General features: G+C 64.1%; 16 protein-coding genes and 1 pseudogene. 4 read left to right on the top strand and 13 right to left on the bottom strand.

What is annotated here, in order from left to right:
• Positions 1 to 8: 8 nt before the first annotated feature.
• Together ASD52_RS15720 and ASD52_RS15725 are read right to left on the bottom strand one after the other, a co-directional pair.
• Positions 9 to 1,259: a class I SAM-dependent RNA methyltransferase gene (locus ASD52_RS15720; protein WP_025426144.1), complete on the bottom strand. Its 1,251-nt coding sequence runs from the start codon at positions 1,257 to 1,259 to the stop codon at positions 9 to 11.
• Positions 1,256 to 2,026 (bottom strand): TlyA family RNA methyltransferase, encoded by a 771-nt coding sequence (locus ASD52_RS15725; protein ID WP_025426145.1) that lies wholly within the window; start codon positions 2,024 to 2,026, stop codon positions 1,256 to 1,258. Before ASD52_RS15725 ends, ASD52_RS15720 begins: the two co-directional genes overlap by 4 nt.
• A gap of 115 nt (positions 2,027 to 2,141) precedes the next feature.
• Here ASD52_RS15725 and ASD52_RS15730 point away from each other — a divergent pair.
• Positions 2,142 to 3,007 (top strand): annotated as a pseudogene (locus ASD52_RS15730) (methyl-accepting chemotaxis protein); the annotation flags it as partial.
• 84 nt (positions 3,008 to 3,091) lie between these two features.
• On the opposite strand, the gene dxs reads toward ASD52_RS15730, so the two are convergent.
• The 5 genes from dxs to ASD52_RS15755 form a co-directional block, all read right to left on the bottom strand.
• Complete coding sequence (gene dxs, locus ASD52_RS15735; protein WP_057224789.1) at positions 3,092 to 5,005, bottom strand: 1-deoxy-D-xylulose-5-phosphate synthase; 1,914 nt, start codon at positions 5,003 to 5,005, stop codon at positions 3,092 to 3,094.
• Positions 5,006 to 5,241: 236 nt separating this feature from the next.
• Positions 5,242 to 6,165 (bottom strand): pirin family protein, encoded by a 924-nt coding sequence (locus ASD52_RS15740; protein WP_025426148.1) that lies wholly within the window; start codon positions 6,163 to 6,165, stop codon positions 5,242 to 5,244.
• Positions 6,166 to 6,275: 110 nt separating this feature from the next.
• On the bottom strand, positions 6,276 to 6,527 hold the full coding sequence (locus ASD52_RS15745) for an exodeoxyribonuclease VII small subunit (RefSeq protein ID WP_025426149.1): 252 nt from the start codon (positions 6,525 to 6,527) through the stop codon (positions 6,276 to 6,278).
• Between the two features lie 2 nt (positions 6,528 to 6,529).
• Positions 6,530 to 7,459 carry a histone deacetylase family protein gene (locus ASD52_RS15750; protein ID WP_025426150.1) on the bottom strand — a complete coding sequence of 310 codons (930 nt, stop codon included), beginning with the start codon at positions 7,457 to 7,459 and terminating at the stop codon, positions 6,530 to 6,532.
• A gap of 63 nt (positions 7,460 to 7,522) precedes the next feature.
• Entirely contained in the window at positions 7,523 to 8,497 is a 975-nt protein-coding gene (locus ASD52_RS15755) for a zinc-dependent alcohol dehydrogenase family protein (RefSeq protein ID WP_025426151.1), read from the bottom strand.
• Positions 8,498 to 8,513: 16 nt separating this feature from the next.
• Between ASD52_RS15755 and ASD52_RS15760 the strand changes: the two genes are divergently transcribed.
• Positions 8,514 to 8,915 (top strand): thioesterase family protein, encoded by a 402-nt coding sequence (locus ASD52_RS15760; protein ID WP_025426152.1) that lies wholly within the window; start codon positions 8,514 to 8,516, stop codon positions 8,913 to 8,915.
• A 12-nt stretch (positions 8,916 to 8,927) separates the two neighbouring features.
• On the opposite strand, the gene ASD52_RS15765 is transcribed toward ASD52_RS15760, so the two are convergent.
• The 5 genes from ASD52_RS15765 to ASD52_RS15785 are packed head-to-tail and all read right to left on the bottom strand — an operon-like array spanning position 8,928 to position 13,485.
• Entirely contained in the window at positions 8,928 to 10,115 is a 1,188-nt protein-coding gene (locus ASD52_RS15765) for a thiolase family protein (protein WP_025426153.1), read from the bottom strand.
• On the bottom strand, positions 10,099 to 11,601 hold the full coding sequence (locus ASD52_RS15770; protein WP_057224791.1) for a class I adenylate-forming enzyme family protein: 1,503 nt from the start codon (positions 11,599 to 11,601) through the stop codon (positions 10,099 to 10,101). The genes ASD52_RS15765 and ASD52_RS15770 overlap by 17 nt, the downstream gene beginning before the upstream one ends.
• A 4-nt stretch (positions 11,602 to 11,605) precedes the next feature.
• The gene (locus ASD52_RS15775) at positions 11,606 to 12,169 is read right to left on the bottom strand and encodes a biotin transporter BioY (protein WP_025426155.1); all 564 of its coding nucleotides are present in this window, start codon (positions 12,167 to 12,169) and stop codon (positions 11,606 to 11,608) included.
• Positions 12,170 to 12,205: 36 nt separating this feature from the next.
• Entirely contained in the window at positions 12,206 to 12,811 is a 606-nt protein-coding gene (locus tag ASD52_RS15780; RefSeq protein WP_025426156.1) for an energy-coupling factor transporter transmembrane protein EcfT, read from the bottom strand.
• Positions 12,805 to 13,485, bottom strand: coding sequence for an ABC transporter ATP-binding protein (locus tag ASD52_RS15785; RefSeq protein ID WP_025426157.1), 681 nt, complete (start codon positions 13,483 to 13,485; stop codon positions 12,805 to 12,807). The genes ASD52_RS15780 and ASD52_RS15785 overlap by 7 nt, the downstream gene beginning before the upstream one ends.
• Before the next feature lie 113 nt (positions 13,486 to 13,598).
• Between ASD52_RS15785 and ASD52_RS15790 the strand changes: the two genes are divergently transcribed.
• Together ASD52_RS15790 and tldD are read left to right on the top strand one after the other, a co-directional pair.
• Positions 13,599 to 14,798 carry a winged helix-turn-helix domain-containing protein gene (locus ASD52_RS15790; RefSeq protein WP_025426158.1) on the top strand — a complete coding sequence of 400 codons (1,200 nt, stop codon included), beginning with the start codon at positions 13,599 to 13,601 and terminating at the stop codon, positions 14,796 to 14,798.
• A 77-nt stretch (positions 14,799 to 14,875) separates the two neighbouring features.
• The gene (gene tldD, locus ASD52_RS15795) at positions 14,876 to 16,291 is read left to right on the top strand and encodes a metalloprotease TldD (protein WP_057224828.1); all 1,416 of its coding nucleotides are present in this window, start codon (positions 14,876 to 14,878) and stop codon (positions 16,289 to 16,291) included.
• Between the two features lie 14 nt (positions 16,292 to 16,305).
• Here the strand turns inward: tldD and ASD52_RS15800 are convergent, their stop codons facing one another.
• A complete protein-coding gene (locus ASD52_RS15800; RefSeq protein ID WP_025426160.1) occupies positions 16,306 to 17,571 on the bottom strand; it encodes a D-alanyl-D-alanine carboxypeptidase family protein in 1,266 nt (421 codons plus the stop codon).
• Between the last annotated feature and the right edge of the window lie 185 nt (positions 17,572 to 17,756).

The following is a 17,756-nucleotide window of genomic DNA, read 5'->3' on the forward strand; positions in this document are numbered from 1 at the left end:
GCCTTTTTCTATTTCTCGAGCGTTGCGACTGCCTCGACATGGGCCGACCAGAGGAACTGGTCGATCGGCGTGACCGACGTGATGCGGTAGCCGGCAGCAACGAGGATCGCGAGATCGCGGGCAAGCGTTGTCGGATTGCAGGAGACGGCGACGATCTTCTTGACGCCGGAGCGGGCGATTTCCTGACACTGCACGTCCGCGCCCGCGCGTGGCGGGTCGAAGACGATGGCATCGTAAACCTTCAGTTCCTGCGCCATGAGCGGGCGGCGGAAGAGATCGCGCTTCTCGATCGTCACCGGCTTCAGCCCTTGCGTGTTGCGGGCGGAGAAGTCGAGCGCCTTCAGCGCCTTGTCCTCGCCTTCGACCGCGTGCACGCGGGCCTTGCGGGCGATGCGCAGGGCGAATGTGCCGCTGCCGGCAAAGAGGTCCGCAACCCGCTTTGCCTTGCCGATATGATCGAGCACCAGTGCTGCCATCGCCTCTTCAGCGGCAAGCGTTGCCTGGGTGAAGCCGCCGGGCGGCGGCGAGACGGAGACGCCGCCGAATTCGATCACCGGCTTCGTCGGCTCGACGATGATCTCACCATTGAGGCTGACGCGGGCAATGCCGCGTTCTCCGAGAACCGTCTCGACGGTGCGCCGGCGCTCGCGATCGCCAAATCCCTTGATGCCGTCGACCGAAAGGTCGAGACCGGAAAGCGTTTCGAGAACGGTGATGCGGAACGGTTCGGCGTTGACGGCCATGGCCGCGCCGATCTTGCCGATGGTGGCGAGCCGCGAGACGATGCCCGGGCTCGTGACGGGACATTCCGAAATCGCCACGATGTGGTGGCTTTCCGCCTGGTTGAAGCCGAGGAGCAGGTCTTTTTCGGTCTTGCGCGCCGTGAACACGGCGCGGCGGCGCTCGCCGGGTTGGGCTGTTATCAGCGGCGCGACATCAGGCTTCAATCCCTTCGACTTCAAGGCGTTGATCACCAGGTCGCGCTTGAAGGTCTGGTAGAGGCCGTCGGCCGCGTGCTGCAACGTGCAGCCGCCGCAGGTGCCGTTCTGACCGTCCGGGCCGAAGTGGCGACAGTGCGGTTCGACCCGGTCAGGCGATGCTTCGCGCAGCGAGATCAGCGTGCCCTGAGACTTGTTGACCGCAAGGGCCGCGCTCTCGCCCGGCAGCGTGAAGGGCGCATAGACCGGACCAGCCTCGGTTTCGGCAATGCCGTCGCCCTGCGCGCCGAGACGGGCGATGGTCAGGGTCTGCGTGCTCATGGCTTTTTCCCGGCCAGCAGGAACTCGACGTTGCCGTCGCCGCCTGATATCGGCGAGGGGATCAGCCCGAGGCTCTGCCAGCCCATGTCTTCGACCAGCCAGCGCTCGAGTTCGGCGGCAACCGCCGGCGCGCTGTCGGGATCCTTCAGCAGTCCGGCCTTGCTGATCGCATCGCGACCGGCCTCGAATTGCGGCTTGACCAGCAGGATGCAGTGCGCACCGCGAAGCGCCATCTCGAGTGCCGGCGGCAAGGCGAGCTTCAGCGAAATGAAGGAGACGTCGGAAACGATGAAGGTCACTTCACGGTTGTCGATGTCGTCCTCGGTCATCGCCCGGGCGTTGAGGCCCTCGATGCTGGTGACGCGCGGATCGCCCGAGATCCGCGGATGGATCTGGCCATGACCGACATCGATGGCAACCACGTGATCGGCACCGCGCTTCAACAGCACCTCGGTGAAACCGCCGGTGGAGGCGCCGATATCGACGCAGCTTTCACCGGTCGGATCGAGCGCGAAATGATCGAGCGCTGCGGCAAGCTTCAGCGCTGCGCGCGAAACATAGTCCTGCGCCGGGTCATCGATGGTGATGGTCACGCTCTCGGCAAAGGCCAACGACGGCTTGGTGACCGTGCGGCCGTCGACCTTGACGGTGCCGCGCTGGATCGCGTCGCGGGCACGGGCACGGCTAGCCACCAGTCCTGTGTTGAGCAGCAGCTGGTCCAGGCGGACTCTGTTCTTGTGTTCTTCATTCTGGCGTTCTTCTGACATGTGTTTCTCATGGAGGGTTGGCGGCCTATTGGCAAGCCCCCTCGCTGCACGGCTGCTCGGCAGAGCGGGTAAGACGTGGTGATAAAACCCCCAAGGAGACAGGGAAGTAATCACATCACGCGAAATAAGCGAAAGTGCTGACGACCTGTCGCGGCGCACGGAGCAGCAGGCCGCATCGCTGGAACAGACCGCGGCGGCCCTCGACGAGATCACCGCCAACGTCACGAGCTCGACGCGGCGGGCCGAAAAGGCGCGCATCGTGGCCGGAGAGGCGAATTCAAGCGCTGCCAAATCCGGCGTCGTGGTGGCGAGTGCCGTGGAAGCGATGCGCCGGATCGAAAGCTCCTCCGGCCAGATCTCCAACATCATCGGCGTTATCGACGAGATCGCCTTTCAAACCAACCTCCTGGCGCTCAATGCCGGTGTCGAAGCGGCGCGGGCGGGCGAGGCCGGCAAAGGCTTTGCGGTCGTTGCCCAGGAGGTGCGCGAGCTGGCCCAGCGCTCGGCAAAGGCCGCCAAGGAGATCAAGGAGCTTATCCGCAATTCCAGCGTCGAGGTCGAAGGCGGGGTCAAGCTGGTGCGCGATACCGGCGAGGCGCTGAAGGCGATTGGCGGCCATGTGGCCACCATCAACCAGCACATGGACGCGATCGCCATCTCGGCGCGCGAACAGTCGGTGGGGCTCAGCGAAGTCAACACCGCCGTCAACCAGATGGACCAGGTGACGCAGAAGAACGCGGCGATGGTCGAAGAGGCCAATGCCGCCAGCGCCCAGCTCGCCAGCGAGGCCGGCCGTCTGCGCGAGCTCATCGCCCGCTTCACGCTGCCGGGCCGCACGAACAGCATGACCGCCCCAAGCGATCTGCGCACCATGGCACCACTATGGCGGCGCCATCTGCACCGATACGCTCGGCGAGTGCCGCCCGCCCCGTGTCTTACGGCAATGCGGCGGTGGCGCAGGACGATTGGCAGGAATTCTGATCGTCGCCACGACACACAAGAAAGCAAAAGCCCCGGTTCATCGCCGGGGCTTTGGTGTTTCGGACTGCCTTCGATCGCGTAGCCTTAGCCGGCAGCGCCGATGCCGATATCCTGCTTCTGGCCGAGTGCCTTGAACACCGTAGAAACGATGCCGGCGCGGTCGAGGCCGGCCAAGGCATACATCGCTTCGGGCTTTGCCTGCTCCATCCAGATGTCAGGCATCACCATCGGGCGCACCTTCAGGCCACCGTCGAGCAGGCCGTCTTCTGCGAGGAACTGCAGCACGTGGCTGGCAAAACCGCCGACTGCGCCTTCCTCGATGGTCACAAGCACTTCGTGATGGCGGGCAAGCTGGTGGATGAGGTCGTGGTCGAGTGGCTTGGCAAAGCGCGCGTCGGCAACCGTCGTCGAAAGACCCGCCGCGTCGAGATCTTCGGCGGCCAACAAACAGTCGGCAAGGCGCGTGCCGAAGGAAAGCAGCGCCACCTTGGAGCCTTGCTTGACCACGCGGCCCTTGCCGATTTCAAGGATCTGGCCGCGCTCCGGCATTTCGACGCCCACGCCTTCGCCGCGCGGATAGCGGAACGAGATCGGGCCGGCATCATAGGCGACAGCGGTCCGCACCATGTGCTTCAGCTCTGCCTCGTCGGCGGCTGCCATGACGACGAAGCCGGGCAGGGTCGCGAGATAGGTCGTGTCGAAGGAGCCGGCATGGGTAGGCCCGTCGGCGCCGACGAAACCGGCGCGGTCGATCGGAAAACGCACAGGCAGGCCCTGGATCGCCACGTCGTGGACCACCTGGTCGTAGCCGCGCTGCAGGAAGGTGGAATAAAGTGCGGCAAACGGCTTGTAGCCTTCAGATGCCAGACCGGCCGCAAAGGTCACCGCGTGCTGTTCGGCGATTCCGACGTCGAAGCAGCGCTTGGGGTGGGCGAGGGCGAACTTGTCGAGCCCGGTGCCGGATGGCATGGCGGCGGTGACCGCAACGATCTTGTCGTCGAAACCGGCTTCCTGCGTCAGGGCTTCGGCGAAGACCGAGGTGTAGGCGGGCGCGTTCGGCTTTGCCTTGGCCTGCGCGCCGGTGATGACGTCGAACTTGTTGACGCCGTGATACTTGTCGGCAGCGGCTTCGGCGGGCGGATAGCCCTTGCCCTTCTGCGTCACCACATGGATCAGCACCGGCCCCTTGGCGTTGTCGCGAACGTTGCGCAGTACCGGCAGCAGGTGCTCGAACGAGTGACCGTCGATCGGGCCGATATGATAGAAGCCCATTTCCTCGAACAGCGTGCCGCCGGTGACGTAGCCGCGGGCATGCTCGACCGCGCGGGTGATCGCCCGGTCGACCGTCTTGCCGAGATAGGCCGTCAGTTTCTTGCCGACTTCGCGGATGCCCATGTAGGTGCGGCCGGAAGCGAGGCGCGCCAGATAGGCGCTCATCGCGCCGGTCGGTGGCGCGATCGACATGTCGTTGTCGTTGAGGATGACGATCAGGCGGGCATCGAGCGCGCCCGCATTGTTGAGCGCTTCATAGGCCATGCCGGCCGAAAGCGCACCGTCGCCGATGATGGCGATGACATTGCGGTTCTTGCCGTCGAGGTCGGCGGCGACAGCCATGCCGAGGCCGGCGGAAATCGACGTCGAGGAGTGCGCGGCACCGAAGGGGTCGTATTCGCTTTCGGCGCGACGGGTGAAGCCGGACAGGCCGCCTTCCTGGCGCAAGGTGCGGATGCGATCGCGACGGCCGGTCAGAATCTTGTGCGGGTAGCACTGATGGCCGACGTCGAAGATCAGCCGGTCATGCGGCGTGTTGAATATCTTGTGGATGGCGATCGTCAGCTCGACGACGCCGAGGCCCGCGCCGAGATGGCCACCGGTACGCGAGACCGCATCGATCATCTCTGCACGAACTTCGCCGGCAAGCTGCGGCAGATCCTTGTCGTCGATCTTCTTCAGATCGTCGGGAAAGGTCACCTTGTCGAGCAAGGGGGTTGCCGGCATCGGGTTCGTTGGCAGTTGTGTCACGCTGCATGCCTCATGCGCACCGCACGGATCGGGTGCGCGATAGTTGGTGGTACCGTTAAAGCGGCTCTTTAGACGCAATTGTTGCTGAATGCAAAATTAGGCTTTCCTGCGTCGTTGTCCTAGACACTACCGTATGATTCCCTGAATCGAAATCGATTTAAGGAAGCATGCGGCAACTGGAAGCGGCAAGCGGTCGCGGTTGTTCGATGCCCTCAACCGGTGGGAAGGGGCACGAATTCCTCCTCGTCGCCGGGCACGATGTCGAAGCGGCCGGTGCGCCATTCTTCCTTGGCCTTCTCGATGCGGTCCTTTGACGATGACACGAAATTCCACCAGATGTGGCGGGCCGAGCCGAGTGCTGCGCCGCCGAACAGCATGACATGACAGCCGAGCGGACCGGCGGTGACGGTGATTTCGTCGCCAGGCCGGAAGACCAGCAGCTGATTGTCGGCGAAGTGGTCGCCGGCGATGATCGCTTCGCCTGAGAGGATATAGATCGCACGCTCTTCCCAATTGGCGGCAAACGGCGCGCTTTTGCCGGGCGCGATGTTGAGGTCGACATAGATCGTGTCGGTAAAGACCGAGACCGGCGACTTCTGCCCTTCGAAGCTGCCGATCACCACCCGGGCATCTATGCCGCCGTCATTGAGCTGCGGCAGCATGTGCCGTTCGGTATGGTCGAAGATCGGGTCGATCTCTTCCTTGTGGTCGGGGAGCGCCAGCCAGGTCTGCAACCCGGAAACCGAGCGTTCATGCCCGCGCTGGTTTTCCGGTGAACGCTCGGAGTGAACGATGCCGCGGCCGGCGGTCATCAGGTTCACGTCGCCGGGGCGGATGACCATTTCGGTGCCGAGGCTGTCGCGATGCTTGATTTCGCCGTCGAACAGATAGGTCACGGTCGAAAGGCCGATATGCGGATGCGGCCGAACGTCGATCGCCTCGCCGGCACGCAACAGCGCCGGTCCCATCCGGTCGAAGAAGATGAACGGCCCGACAAGCCGCCGCTTCGCTGTCGGTAGTGCGCGGCGAACCTGCAATCCGCCGATGTCGCTGGTGCGCGGGATGATCAGGTGTTCGATGGCGTCGCAGGCGGGCTTGTCGCCGGCGAGCGGGTCGGGGCCTGGAAAGAAGGACATGGTGCACGCTCCCGTTGTTCGTATGGTCTGAGCCTAGCGCCTAACGCACGTTGCGGGTAGGCGCTAGGCGAAGACGCAGCGTTTCCGGACGTTGACCAATCCCCCGTCGTTTACTCCGCGTCGAGCGGTTCCACGCCCTGCGGCTTGCCGGCACGGTCGAGCCTGATTTTTTCGATCCGGTCTTCGGCAGCCTTCAACAGCGCCTCGCAGTGCTTCTTCAGCGCTTCGCCGCGCTCATAGATCTCGATCGACTTGTCGAGCGCGACGTCGCCGCGTTCCAGTGCCGAGACGATGCGCTCCAGCTCTTCGACGGCTTGCTCGAAGGAGAGGGCCGAAACGTCCGGTTGCGTGGTGGTGGTCATGGTTACCCTCTCATCAATCTCAAAATATGCATGCCGGCCGACTCGGCCAGTCCCTGCAGGTCATAGCCGCCCTCGAGCAGGCTGACCATGCGGTTGCCGGCGCTGCGGTCGGCGATCTCGTGCAGGCGGCCCGTCGCCCAGTCGAAGTCCTCGGCGACAAGGTTGATCTGCGCCAGCGGATCGCGGTAGTGGGCATCGAAGCCGGCCGAGATCAGGATGAAATCCGGCCGGAAGTTCGTCAGCGCCGACAGCACACGAGAGCGGAACGCCTCGCGAAAATGCTCGCTGCCGGCATTGGGCGAGAGCGGCGCGTTGACGATGTTGCCTTTCACGCCGGTTTCGTCCTTGGCCCCGGTGCCGGGATAAAGCGGCATCTGATGAGTGGAGCAGAAAAGCACCGACGGATCGTCCCAGAAGATGTCCTGAGTGCCGTTGCCGTGGTGCACGTCCCAGTCGACGATCGCCACGCGCTCTGCCCCATGCGCCACCTGTGCGTGGCGGGCGGCAATCGCGACGGTGTTGAAGAAGCAGAAGCCCATGGCCTTGTTCTTCTCGGCGTGGTGGCCGGGCGGACGCGCCGCGACGAAAGCGTTGTCGGCCTTGCCCGTGAAAACTGCATCGACCGCCTCAACCGCACCGCCGATGCCGGTCAATGCCGCCTCGAGGCTGAACGGGCTGGCATAGGTGTCAGCTTCCAGATTGGCGATGCCCTCTTCGGGGATGGCGCGCTTGACGGTGCGCAGATGCTCCTCCGGATGGGCGAGCAGCACCAGGTCTTCGCTCGCCTTCGTCGCCTTTATGCGCTTGAGGTCGGCGAAATTCGGGTGCTCGAGCGCAAGGTTCAGCGCTTTCAGCCGGTCCGGCCTTTCAGGGTGACCTTCCGGAACCTCGTGTTCCAGGAAGATCGGATTTTCATAGAGCAGCGTGGTCATGCGCCGAAACTAGTGCTCCAACCTGCCAACGTCCATGGCGCGCCCAAGCGAAAGCACTGATTTTCAACAGCGCGTATCAAGCAGCAGCTTGCCGTCGCGGCGAGGATCCGCCTGATGCGCCAAGGCCTCATCCAGGCAACTGAGCGGGTAGGTTTGCGCAATCCGGCTTGAGAAAAGCCCGGTGCGCAGACCGGCAAAACTCTGCGCAAAAGCCGCTTCGATCGCTGGCCGACCGGCGGCGTGCACCCAGGTTCTCAGCCACAGAAAGGAGAAGCGTACATCCGGCCGAGCCTGGATTGCCGGTATCGGCACGGGCACACCGCTAAGCGCGCCATACTGGATGAATGCGGCGCCGAGCTGGAGCGTCTGGCCGATGAGCTCGCCGGCAAACGGGCCGCCGACCGCGTCGACAATGGCGTCGAAGGCAAGGCCCGAAGGGATATGCCCTTTATCGGCGATGACGATTTTGCCGGGTGTGTCGGACGCAAGCCGCTCGGCGCTGCGTTGGCTGCGCACGATCCCTATCGGTTTTGCGCCTTCGCCCGACATGAGCTTCAGCAGCATGCCGCCGATGGCCGAACCCGCTGCGGTCACGCCGATTCTCTGGCCGTTCACCGATCCGAAATGGGACTTGAGCGCTTCGATGAGCCGGATCGTCGTCAGCGGGTTGACGTAGCTGGTGGCCGCCTGGCGGTCGTCGATATCGTCAGGCACGGCAAAGCACCATTCGGCCGGCCGTACCAGATATTGCTGCCAAAGGCCGCTTGCGCCGATCGGGATCACGCGATCGCCGGGCTTCAAGGTCGTAACGCCAGCGCCGATGCGGCTGACGGTGCCGACGCCCTCGAAGCCGGGCACGAAGGGCAGGGTCGTCCGGGCACTATAGGCGCCGGTGACGGGAATGAGGTCGGAGGGATTGATGGCCGACAGGGAGAGCGCGATCTCGACCCCGCCGTGCCCCGGCGGGATTCGCTCGGCATCGACGAGCGCAATCACTTGTCGCGGATCGCCGAACTGGCTAACGAGGGTGGAGCGCATTCTAAGAGGACCTCGCATGGACGGCAGGGAGCGGGAAAACGTCACGGAAATCCGCATTCCGTTTCGCGATATAGACATGCATGGCCACATGCACAATGCCGCCTACTATGCCCATGCCGAAGCGGCACTTTCCCAACTCTGGCGGCACCGGCCGTCGGTCGTCCATGAGCCTGCCTATCTCGTTCGCCGCTCGGCCTGTGTCTTCCATCGCGGCCTGCGCTATGACGAGCCGGCGCGCTTCATCGTTACTGTCGCCAAGATCGGCGGAAGCTCGGTGAGCTTTGCCGTGCGCGTCGAGGCGGCCGGCCAGCTTGCGGCAGAACTCGAGATTGTCTGGGTTGCCGTCGATCGCGAACGGCACACGCCGCTGCCGGTGCCGGCCGCAACGCGCGAATGGCTCGGCAGCTACATTCTCTGAACCATCACGAACCTATTCGGTAGGCCGCAGGCTGCGGAACAGCGCGACGCCGCCCATGCCGCCGCCGATGCCCATCATCGCCAGTGCCTGCGTTTCGCGCGGGACTGCCAGCATCTGCGTGAACAGCCGCACCACGAGGATCGCGCCGGATGCGCCATAGGGATGGCCGAGGGCGATGGCACCGCCGTCGAGATTGACCCGTTCCGGCGAAATATCGAGTTGATCTAGGCTGCCGAGCACCTGCGAGGCGAAGGCCTCGTTGAATTCGATGAAATCAATCGCATCGACATCAAGCGCCGGATTGCGCGCTTTCAGTTTTTCCATCGCCGGCACCGGGCCGAGCCCGAGCAGATCGGGATGCACACCGGCGGTCGTCGCATCGATGAATTCGAGCGCAAAGGAAAGCCCCAGGCGTCGCGCTTCGGCAAGGCTGGTCACCAGAACCATCGCTGCGCCGTCGTTGATCGGGCAGGCATTTCCGGCGGTCACCGTGCCGTCCTGGACGAAGACGGGTTTCAGCCGCTGCAGGGTTTCGAGCGATGCATTGGCGCGCGGGCATTCGTCGGCCTCGACGATCCCCGCAGTCGTTTCGATCGGTACGATCTCGCGCGTAAACCGGCCCGCGCCCTGGGCGGCGACGGCGCGTCGCTGGCTTTCGAGCGCAAACGCATCCTGTCTTTCGCGGGAAATGCTGCAGGCTGTGGCGACGTTTTCGGCGGCAACGCCCATGTCAGGGTCACCGATCTCGTCCGGTGCCATGCGCGAACGCTTGATCGGTTGAGGCTCTTCGCCAGGGGTCGTCGGCGGCCTCAGGCGAATATGGGCGCGACTGGCGCTTTCGGTGCCGCCGGCAAGGTAGAAGCGACCGGCGCCCGACTGGATGAGACGGGCGGCAAGGGTGATGGCCTCGAGCCCGGCGCCGCACTGCCGGTCAATGGTCAGGCCGGGTGTCGATACCGGAAGTCCGGCCTCAAGTGCCGCCAGCCGTCCAAGGTTGCCGGCGCAGTTGGCGGCATTGCCGAGGATGACGTCATCGAGCGCCTCCGCCGCCAGGCCGACATCGGCGAGGATGCGGGTGATCAACGGCGCAGCGAGCCGTGCCGGCTCGACCTCCGCGAGCACGCCGCGCACGCGCCCAACAGGCGTACGCAGGGCCGCCACGATCACCGGTGTGCGCGATGGGTCAGACGAAGGGCTCAAGGGCGTCATGTCCGTCCACAATCCATTGCTTGAGAGTCCCGGCGGCCACCTTACCAGATTGCGTCATCGGTAAGGTATGGCAAAGCCAGATCCGTCGTGGATGTTTATAGCGCGGCAGATGGCTGTCGAGATGACGGTCGAGCGCCGCTCGGTCGATTGTTGCACCATTCGGCTCGATGACGGCGACGAGTTCGCTGCCGAGATCGGGATGGTCCAGTCCGAGAACGAACGCCGCATGCACATCGGCATGCCCGACAAGCGTCGCCTCGACCTCCTGCGGATAGATGTTGTTGCCGCCGGAAAGCACCATGCCGCCGGAGCGCCCGACGAGATGCAGCGTGCCGTCGGCACTAAGGAATCCGAGGTCGCCGACGGTTGCGAGCCTGCCGACACGCCTGAGGCCCGCACCATCTCCGGTGCCGATATAGCCGCTCGAAATCAGGTCGCTGTTGACGAAGATCGTGCCGGCTTCGCCTGACGGTAGCGGCTTTTCGCTCTCGTCGAGCACGATTAGGCCGACACCGGGAAAGGCGCGTCCGACGGCGGTCGCCGATGCTGTGTCGCCGGGACCGGCAACGCTGATGAAGCCGAGTTCGGATGCTCCGTAATACTCGACGATGTCAGCTTGCGAAAACGGTGTCGCAGCGGCTGCGCGATCGGCGGGTGTCAGCTTGGCGCCGGCAACGGTGATCTTCTGCACCGACGCCAATGCCGCATGGGAAGGCGATGCGCAGAGCCGCCTCAGCATCGTCGGTACCAGCACGAGCCGTCTGACATCCTGCGAGGCGATGGTCTCGGACGCACGCGCCGCATCGAAATGCGCCATGCCGACGAATTCGGCGCCGGCAACAAGCGTTTCGGCGAACGCATAGAGCGTCAGCCCATGGGCGAGCGGGCCGGGGGCGAAGGTGCGCGTGTCGCTGTTAATGCCAAAAAAATCCTGGCCCATCTTCAGGCTGCGCCGCCAGGACCCGCGATCGCGCACGATCGCTTTCGGCATGCCCGTGGTACCGGAAGTGAAGACGACGAGAAACGGCTCGTCATCGGCGCCGATGGCGATCGGCGTCATGTCTTCGTCTGAACCGGCGGCGAAAAGCAGGCTTTGACCGGAAGCGGTCGCATCGAGCCGCAGCCCCTCGCCGTCGGCGCGAACCGTGATGTCGGGGCGCAATTGCTCACGCATTGCCGCCCGCGTTGTCTCCGGCAGATGTGGGTCGATCAAAACAACGCAATGCCCGCCTGATGTTGCGGCGACGAATGCGGCAGCGAAAAGGGGATGGTTGCCGATCTCCAGTGCGATCAGCTTTGTGGTGGCGGGCAGGACGTTTTTATTCCCGGAGTCTGCCGTCAATCTCCCGAACGCGGAAACGAGCTGGCCGGCGCAAAGCGCAAGCTCCCGGAATGTGAAAACCCGGCCTTCCATGCGGAAGGCCGGGACTTGCGGGATTTGTTCCGCGTGGCGCGCAATGGCGGCGGCAAACGGCATCGGTTCAGGCGCGAACCGGCAGCAGCGGATAGCCGGCGAAGACGGCGCGTGCGGCAAGCGTCGCGATGGCGGCCTTCAGCAGGTCGCCGGGAAGGAATGCGAGCGAACCGGTGGCAACCGCGAGCAGCGGCGTGCCGGTGACGGCCGATACCCAGGGCATGCCGATCGCATAGAGCACGACGATGCCGCCGATTACCGAGGCGAGGAAGAAGCCGACGAACTGGTGCAGTTCAGCCTGGCCTTCCCGGACGAAGCGCTGCGCGATCAGGCCGGTGACGAAGGTGGCAACGACCCAGCCGAGAATGAAGCCGCCAGACGGGCCGGCAAAGACGGCGAGACCGCCACGACCGCCTGATAGCACCGGCAGACCAATGGCGACGAGCAGAATGAAGAGCAGGAAGGCGAAAGCGCCGCGCTTGGCGCCGAGAATGCAGCCGGCGAGCATCACGCCCATGGACTGCGCGGTGATCGGCACGGGAATGAAGCCGAGCGTGATCGGCGGAATGAGGCCGAGCACGACGACGATCGCGGCAAAGAGGGCGATAAGGACGAGATCTCTGGTGTTCATGCTGTTCCGGTTCCTTGCTTATTAGGATGCGCGAATTTATTGACGGCGAAAACCACGCGCGTCAATCGCCGCGGCGATCGTATCCGCATCTTTGAGCGTCAGGATGATCAGTGGTCCGATGATCGTCAACGGTCGCACCGGCAGCCCACGCGCCCGGTGTGCTTCGCGAATGGCCTGATAGCGCGTGAAAATGTCTGGCACAAAGCGCAGGACGAGCCCAAGCGCCAGGCTGACATCGGCAGCGCGCACCCAGCCCAGGCGTTCGAAGGGCGTCAGCAGCACCGTGATCTCGTCCATGAAGCCGCCGATCGTCGTCGTTGCGGTCACGGCAGCGGCGAAAAGCACCAGGGCCATCAGGCGCAGGGTCAAGACGGCGACTTCGTTCAAGGGGAGAAGGAAGAGGTTCACGGCCGCGAGAAAGAAGATCGTGAAGAAGACGAAGCCGACGCGTTTCAGCGCTTCGCGCCAGGAAAGGCCGACCGAGAGATAGAGCCCGCCGGAAATCACAAAGGCGATCAGCTGCACGACGAGCGAGCTGGTGAGGAAAAGCAGGATGCTGAGCGCCACCAGTGCCAAAAGCTTCGCACGCACCGGCAGCCGGTGCAGCCAGCTGTTGCCCTCGATGTGCAGGCTCGTCAGCATCCGGCGATCTCGTGGTAGTGGCGGATCGTTTCCTGCGGCGCGCCATCGGCGGCAAGCCGTCCTTCGTGGAAGAGCAGCAGGCGCTCGACATTTTCGACCAGCGGCAGGTCGTGGGTGATGACCAGCGTGTCTTCGTCAAGTGTCGCGATCGTGTCGGCGACGCGCCGCCGGTTGCGTAGGTCGAGCTGGTTGGTCGGCTCGTCGAGGATCAGGATTTTGGGATCGGTGACGACGACGCTGGCCATGGCGATCAGCTGGGTCTCGCCGCCGGAGAGTTCGTGAACCCGGCGCCGCGCCAGGTGCTCGACGCCGAAGCGCGACAGCACCGCTTGCGTCCGCTTGTCGATTTCCTCGCCTTTGAGGCCGCGGTTCTTCAGGCCGAAGCCGATGTCATCGGCAACGACGGGCATGATCAGCTGGTGCTGCGGATTCTGGAAGATGAAGCCGGCTTCGGAAAGCACGGCGCGCTCGTCCTTGACCGTATCGAGGCCATTGACGGTGACGCTGCCGGCAGAAGGTTTGACTAGACCGTTGATCAGCCGCGCGAAGGTTGTCTTACCGGAGCCATTGAGGCCGATAATGCCGACACGCCTTTCGGTGATCGTCAGCGTCAGCGGCTGCAGCGCCACCCGTTCGCCGAAGCGGACCGAGCAATCGGTAAAGCGGATGTCCATCCCGTCCCTCGCGGTTTGCGGTTGCTCTATAGGCCAAGTCGGCGGACAAGGGCAATGCGCTTTGCGCCAAGGTTCCGTTTGAAATATGGGAATAAAAGCCTACTCTTTCTCCCATGACGATTCGGCTCTCCAATAGCGATGCCCGGCGCATCTTCCTCGCAAAGCAGGGCCTTTCCGGCGCGCCGCACCGCGCGCTCGGCAAGGATGGCCTACTGAAGCTGATCCATGACATCGGCTTCGTTCAGGTTGACAGCATCGCGACGGTGGAACGCGCCCATCATCAGATCCTGTTCTCGCGCAACCAGACCTATCGCCGCGAACATTTGACATCGCTGCTTGAAGACGACCGCGAACTGTTCGAGCACTGGACCCATGACGCTTCGATCATCCCCAGCAGCTTCTACCGCTACTGGAAGCACCGCTTCAAATGGGAAGGCGAGACCATCGTCGACCGTTGGAGCAAGTGGCGCGGCGAGGGATTTGAAAAAGGCTGCGACGAAACCTACGAGCGCATCGCCAAGGGCGGTCCCGTGCTTGCCCGCGACCTCAAGGAGGCCGAACACGAGTCCGGCGGCTGGTGGAACTGGCATCCGTCGAAGACTGCGCTTGAGGTGCTGTGGCGCACCGGCAAGCTGGCGATCGCCAGGCGCGAGAATTTCCAGAAGGTCTACGACCTGACAGAGCGGGTGATCCCGCCGCACCACCAGGATGGCGAGGTGGAGCATCACGAGTTCATAGACTGGGCCTGCCGCAGCGCCCTTGAACGCTTGGGCTTTGCCACCCACGGCGAAATCGCCGCGTTCTGGGATCTGGTCTCTCCGGACGAAGCGAAGGCCTGGGTGGCGGAACATCGCGACGAACTGATCGACGTGTCGATCGAGCCGATCGACGGCGGCAAGCCACGGTCGTCCTATGCGCTTGCGGGTTTTCCTGACGAGCTTGGCGATATTCCCGACCCGCCGGGCCGCGTGCGCGTGCTGAGCCCGTTCGATCCGTTGCTGCGCGACCGCAATCGCACCGAGCGGCTGTTCGGCTTCTTCTATCGCATCGAGATCTTCGTGCCTGAGCCGAAGCGGGAATACGGCTACTATGTCTTCCCGCTGATCGAAGGCGATCGCCTGATCGGCCGCATCGACATGAAGGCCGACCGCAAGCGCGGCAGTCTCGATGTGCGCCGGCTCTGGCTGGAGCGTGGCGTCAAGCCGTCCTCTGGGCGCATGGAGCGCATAGATGCAGAACTCGAACGCGTCGCCCGCTTCGCCGGGGTCGAGCGCATCGAACGCCTCGATGGCTGGAACGCTTCGCTCTCCTGATCGATATTTTTCTTGGCTTGAACCGCTCGCCTTCCTAAATGGAGGCCATCGAACTTATGACGCGGGAGCGCACGACTATGAACACCGATCTGATGAGCCTCTTCGATGCCGACGAGGCAGCGATCCGCAAGGTTCTGTCGGAGACGCTTGCCGGCGCCGACGATGGTGAGCTGTTTCTCGAACATGCCCAGGCCGAAGTGCTCTCCTTCGACAACGGCCGGCTGAAGGGCGGCAGCTTCAACACCGACCAGGGTTTTGGTCTGCGTGCGGTCGCCGGCGAATCGGTCGGCTATGCCCATGCCGGTGAGCTGTCGCTGGCAGCACTTCGCCGTGCCGCCGATGCAGTCGGCCAGGTGACGCGCTGTTATGCCGGCTCCTATGCCGCAGCGCCGCAACGCACCAACACGAAGCTCTATGGCGACGAAAACCCGATCGGCGAGCCGAGCTTTGAGGCGAAGGTCGCGCTTCTGCAGGAAATCGACGCCTATCTGCGTGCACGCGATCCCAAGGTCAGGCAGGTGACGGCCTCGATCGCCGCAAGCTGGCAGCTGGTCGATATCCTGCGCGCCGATGGCCACCGGGTTCAGGACATCAGGCCGATGACGCGCATCAACATCTCCGTGGTTGCCGGCGATGGCGACCGTCAGGAAAGCGGCTCCTACGGCATCGGCGGACGCCGCGGCTTCGGCGACTTCATCACCGAGGAGAACTGGAAGAAGGGTGCCGACGAGGCACTACGCCAGGCGCTCGTCAATCTCGACGCGATCGATGCGCCGGCCGGTACCCTGGACGTGGTGTTGGCCTCGGGTTGGCCGGGTGTGATGCTGCACGAAGCCGTCGGCCACGGCCTTGAAGGCGACTTCAACCGCAAGAAGACCTCCGCTTTTGCCGGCCTGCTCGGCGAGCAGGTTGCTGCCAAGGGTGTGACAGTCGTCGATGACGGTACGATCGAGGCCCGGCGTGGCTCGATCTCGATCGATGATGAGGGCACGCCATCGGGCTACAACGTGTTGATCGAGGACGGCAAGCTCGTTGGCTACATGCAGGACCGGCAGAACGCCCGGCTGATGGGCATGCAGCCGACCGGCAACGGCCGGCGCCAGGGTTATGCCCATGTGCCGATGCCGCGCATGACCAACACCTACATGCTGTCCGGCGACCGGACGCCCGAGGAAATCATCGCCTCGGTGAAGAAGGGCATCTATGCCGTCTCCTTCGGTGGTGGCCAGGTGGACATCACCTCCGGCAAGTTCGTCTTCGGCTGCACCGAGGCCTACATGATCGAGAACGGCAAGATCGGCGCGCCGGTCAAGGGCGCGATGCTGATCGGCAATGGCCCCGACGCGATGAAGCGCGTGACGATGGTTGGCAACGACACCAAGCTCGACACCGGCATCGGCAACTGCGGCAAGGCCGGGCAATGGTTGCCGGTCGGCGTCGGCCAGCCGCATCTGCGCATGGACCAGATCACCGTCGGCGGCACGCAGGCCTAAGGCCGATGGCTCCCTTAGCCTCGCGAGGGCAGCAGCACGCAGTCGTAGGAGCGCTTCTTCAGCGCGCTGCAGGCGGAAGCGGCAGCATCACGGCTGCTGAAGCCGACGAAGCGGGCGCGATAGATGGTGCCGGCGCCTTCGCCCACCGCTTCCGTATAGGGAGACGCCTCCGCCAGCATGTCGCCTCCGGCTGCTTGCGCCTGTGCCAGAAGCGCGCGGGCCGCTTCAGCCGAAGGTGCCGCCGAGATCTGGATCTGCCAGCGGCCGGCGGCTGGAACGACAGCGGCGTTTTCCTCTTCGACCATGGCCGTCGGCCGTTCGGCCGGCACGACCGTCGTGGATGACGCGGCGATCAATGCCGCAACGCTGTCGCCCTTGGCACGATGGGCTGCCGTGAAGGGCAGCGGCACGTCCGACATCGTGGCGGCAGATGCGACCTCGACCTCAGCTGCAGCAGCACTCCGCGTCTTGGCAGCGGCCACCAACTGGCGGCCATTGGAGGCTTTGCCGACATGGCGGTTGAGCAATGCCGCCATCTTGTCGTCGCGGCTGCGCGCCGTGCGCCCGCCCATCACCACGCCGATGACGCGGCGGTTGCCGTCCCTGACGGCACTGACGAGATTGAAGCCGGAGGCATTGGTGTAGCCGGTCTTGATGCCGTCCATGCCGTCATAGCGGTACATCAGGTTGTTATGGCCGCGAATCTTGCGACCGCGAAACGTGAAGCTCGGCGTGGCAAACAGCCGGTATTCCCTGGGGTAATCGCGTATCAGCGCCACCGCGAGCGTCGACATATCGCGTGCGGTGGTCACCTGCCTGCTTGCGGGCAGGCCGGATGCGTTGATGAAGACGGTGCGGCTCATGCCCAGTTGGCGCGCCTTGGCCGTCATTTTCCTGGCGAAGTTCTGCTCCGAACCGCCGAGCCTTTCGCTCATCGCGGCGGCTGCGTCGTTCGCCGAGCGGACGATCATGGCATAGACTGCTTCGCGCACGGTGATCGTGCTACCCGGCTTCAGGCCCAGTTTCATCGGCGGCTGGGCCGCCGCCGCCCTCGATACCTTGATCTTGCTGTCCCAGTTCATGTCGCCGCGCCGGAGCGCCTCGAAGGTGAGGTACAGCGTCATCATCTTGGTGAGCGATGCCGGGTGGTTCAGCGTGTCCGCATTCTCCGACGACAGGACTTTGCCCGTGCGCGCATCGAGCACCAACGAAGCGCTGCCGGCAAACGCCGTCGCAGACCCCAGAGCGAGAGCGCACATCGCCAAAAGGAGGCGGCGGATAGCTTTCATGTCAGTCCCCATCGAAATGCGCCGTCGGACAGGCGCGCTGTGCCTTTTTGTGACAAGGCCGTGTCTTTGCTGCAACTTTGAGGCAGAATGCGATTTCTTCCTGCGACTTTCGTCGGGGTGGTAAACCAGAAATTAACGCCGACGTCCTTCAGCAAGGTTTAACGCTCCCGCCATTA

This window comes from Ensifer sp. Root142, assembly GCF_001426785.1.
Taxonomy (GTDB): Bacteria; Pseudomonadota; Alphaproteobacteria; order Rhizobiales; family Rhizobiaceae; genus Ensifer; species Ensifer canadensis.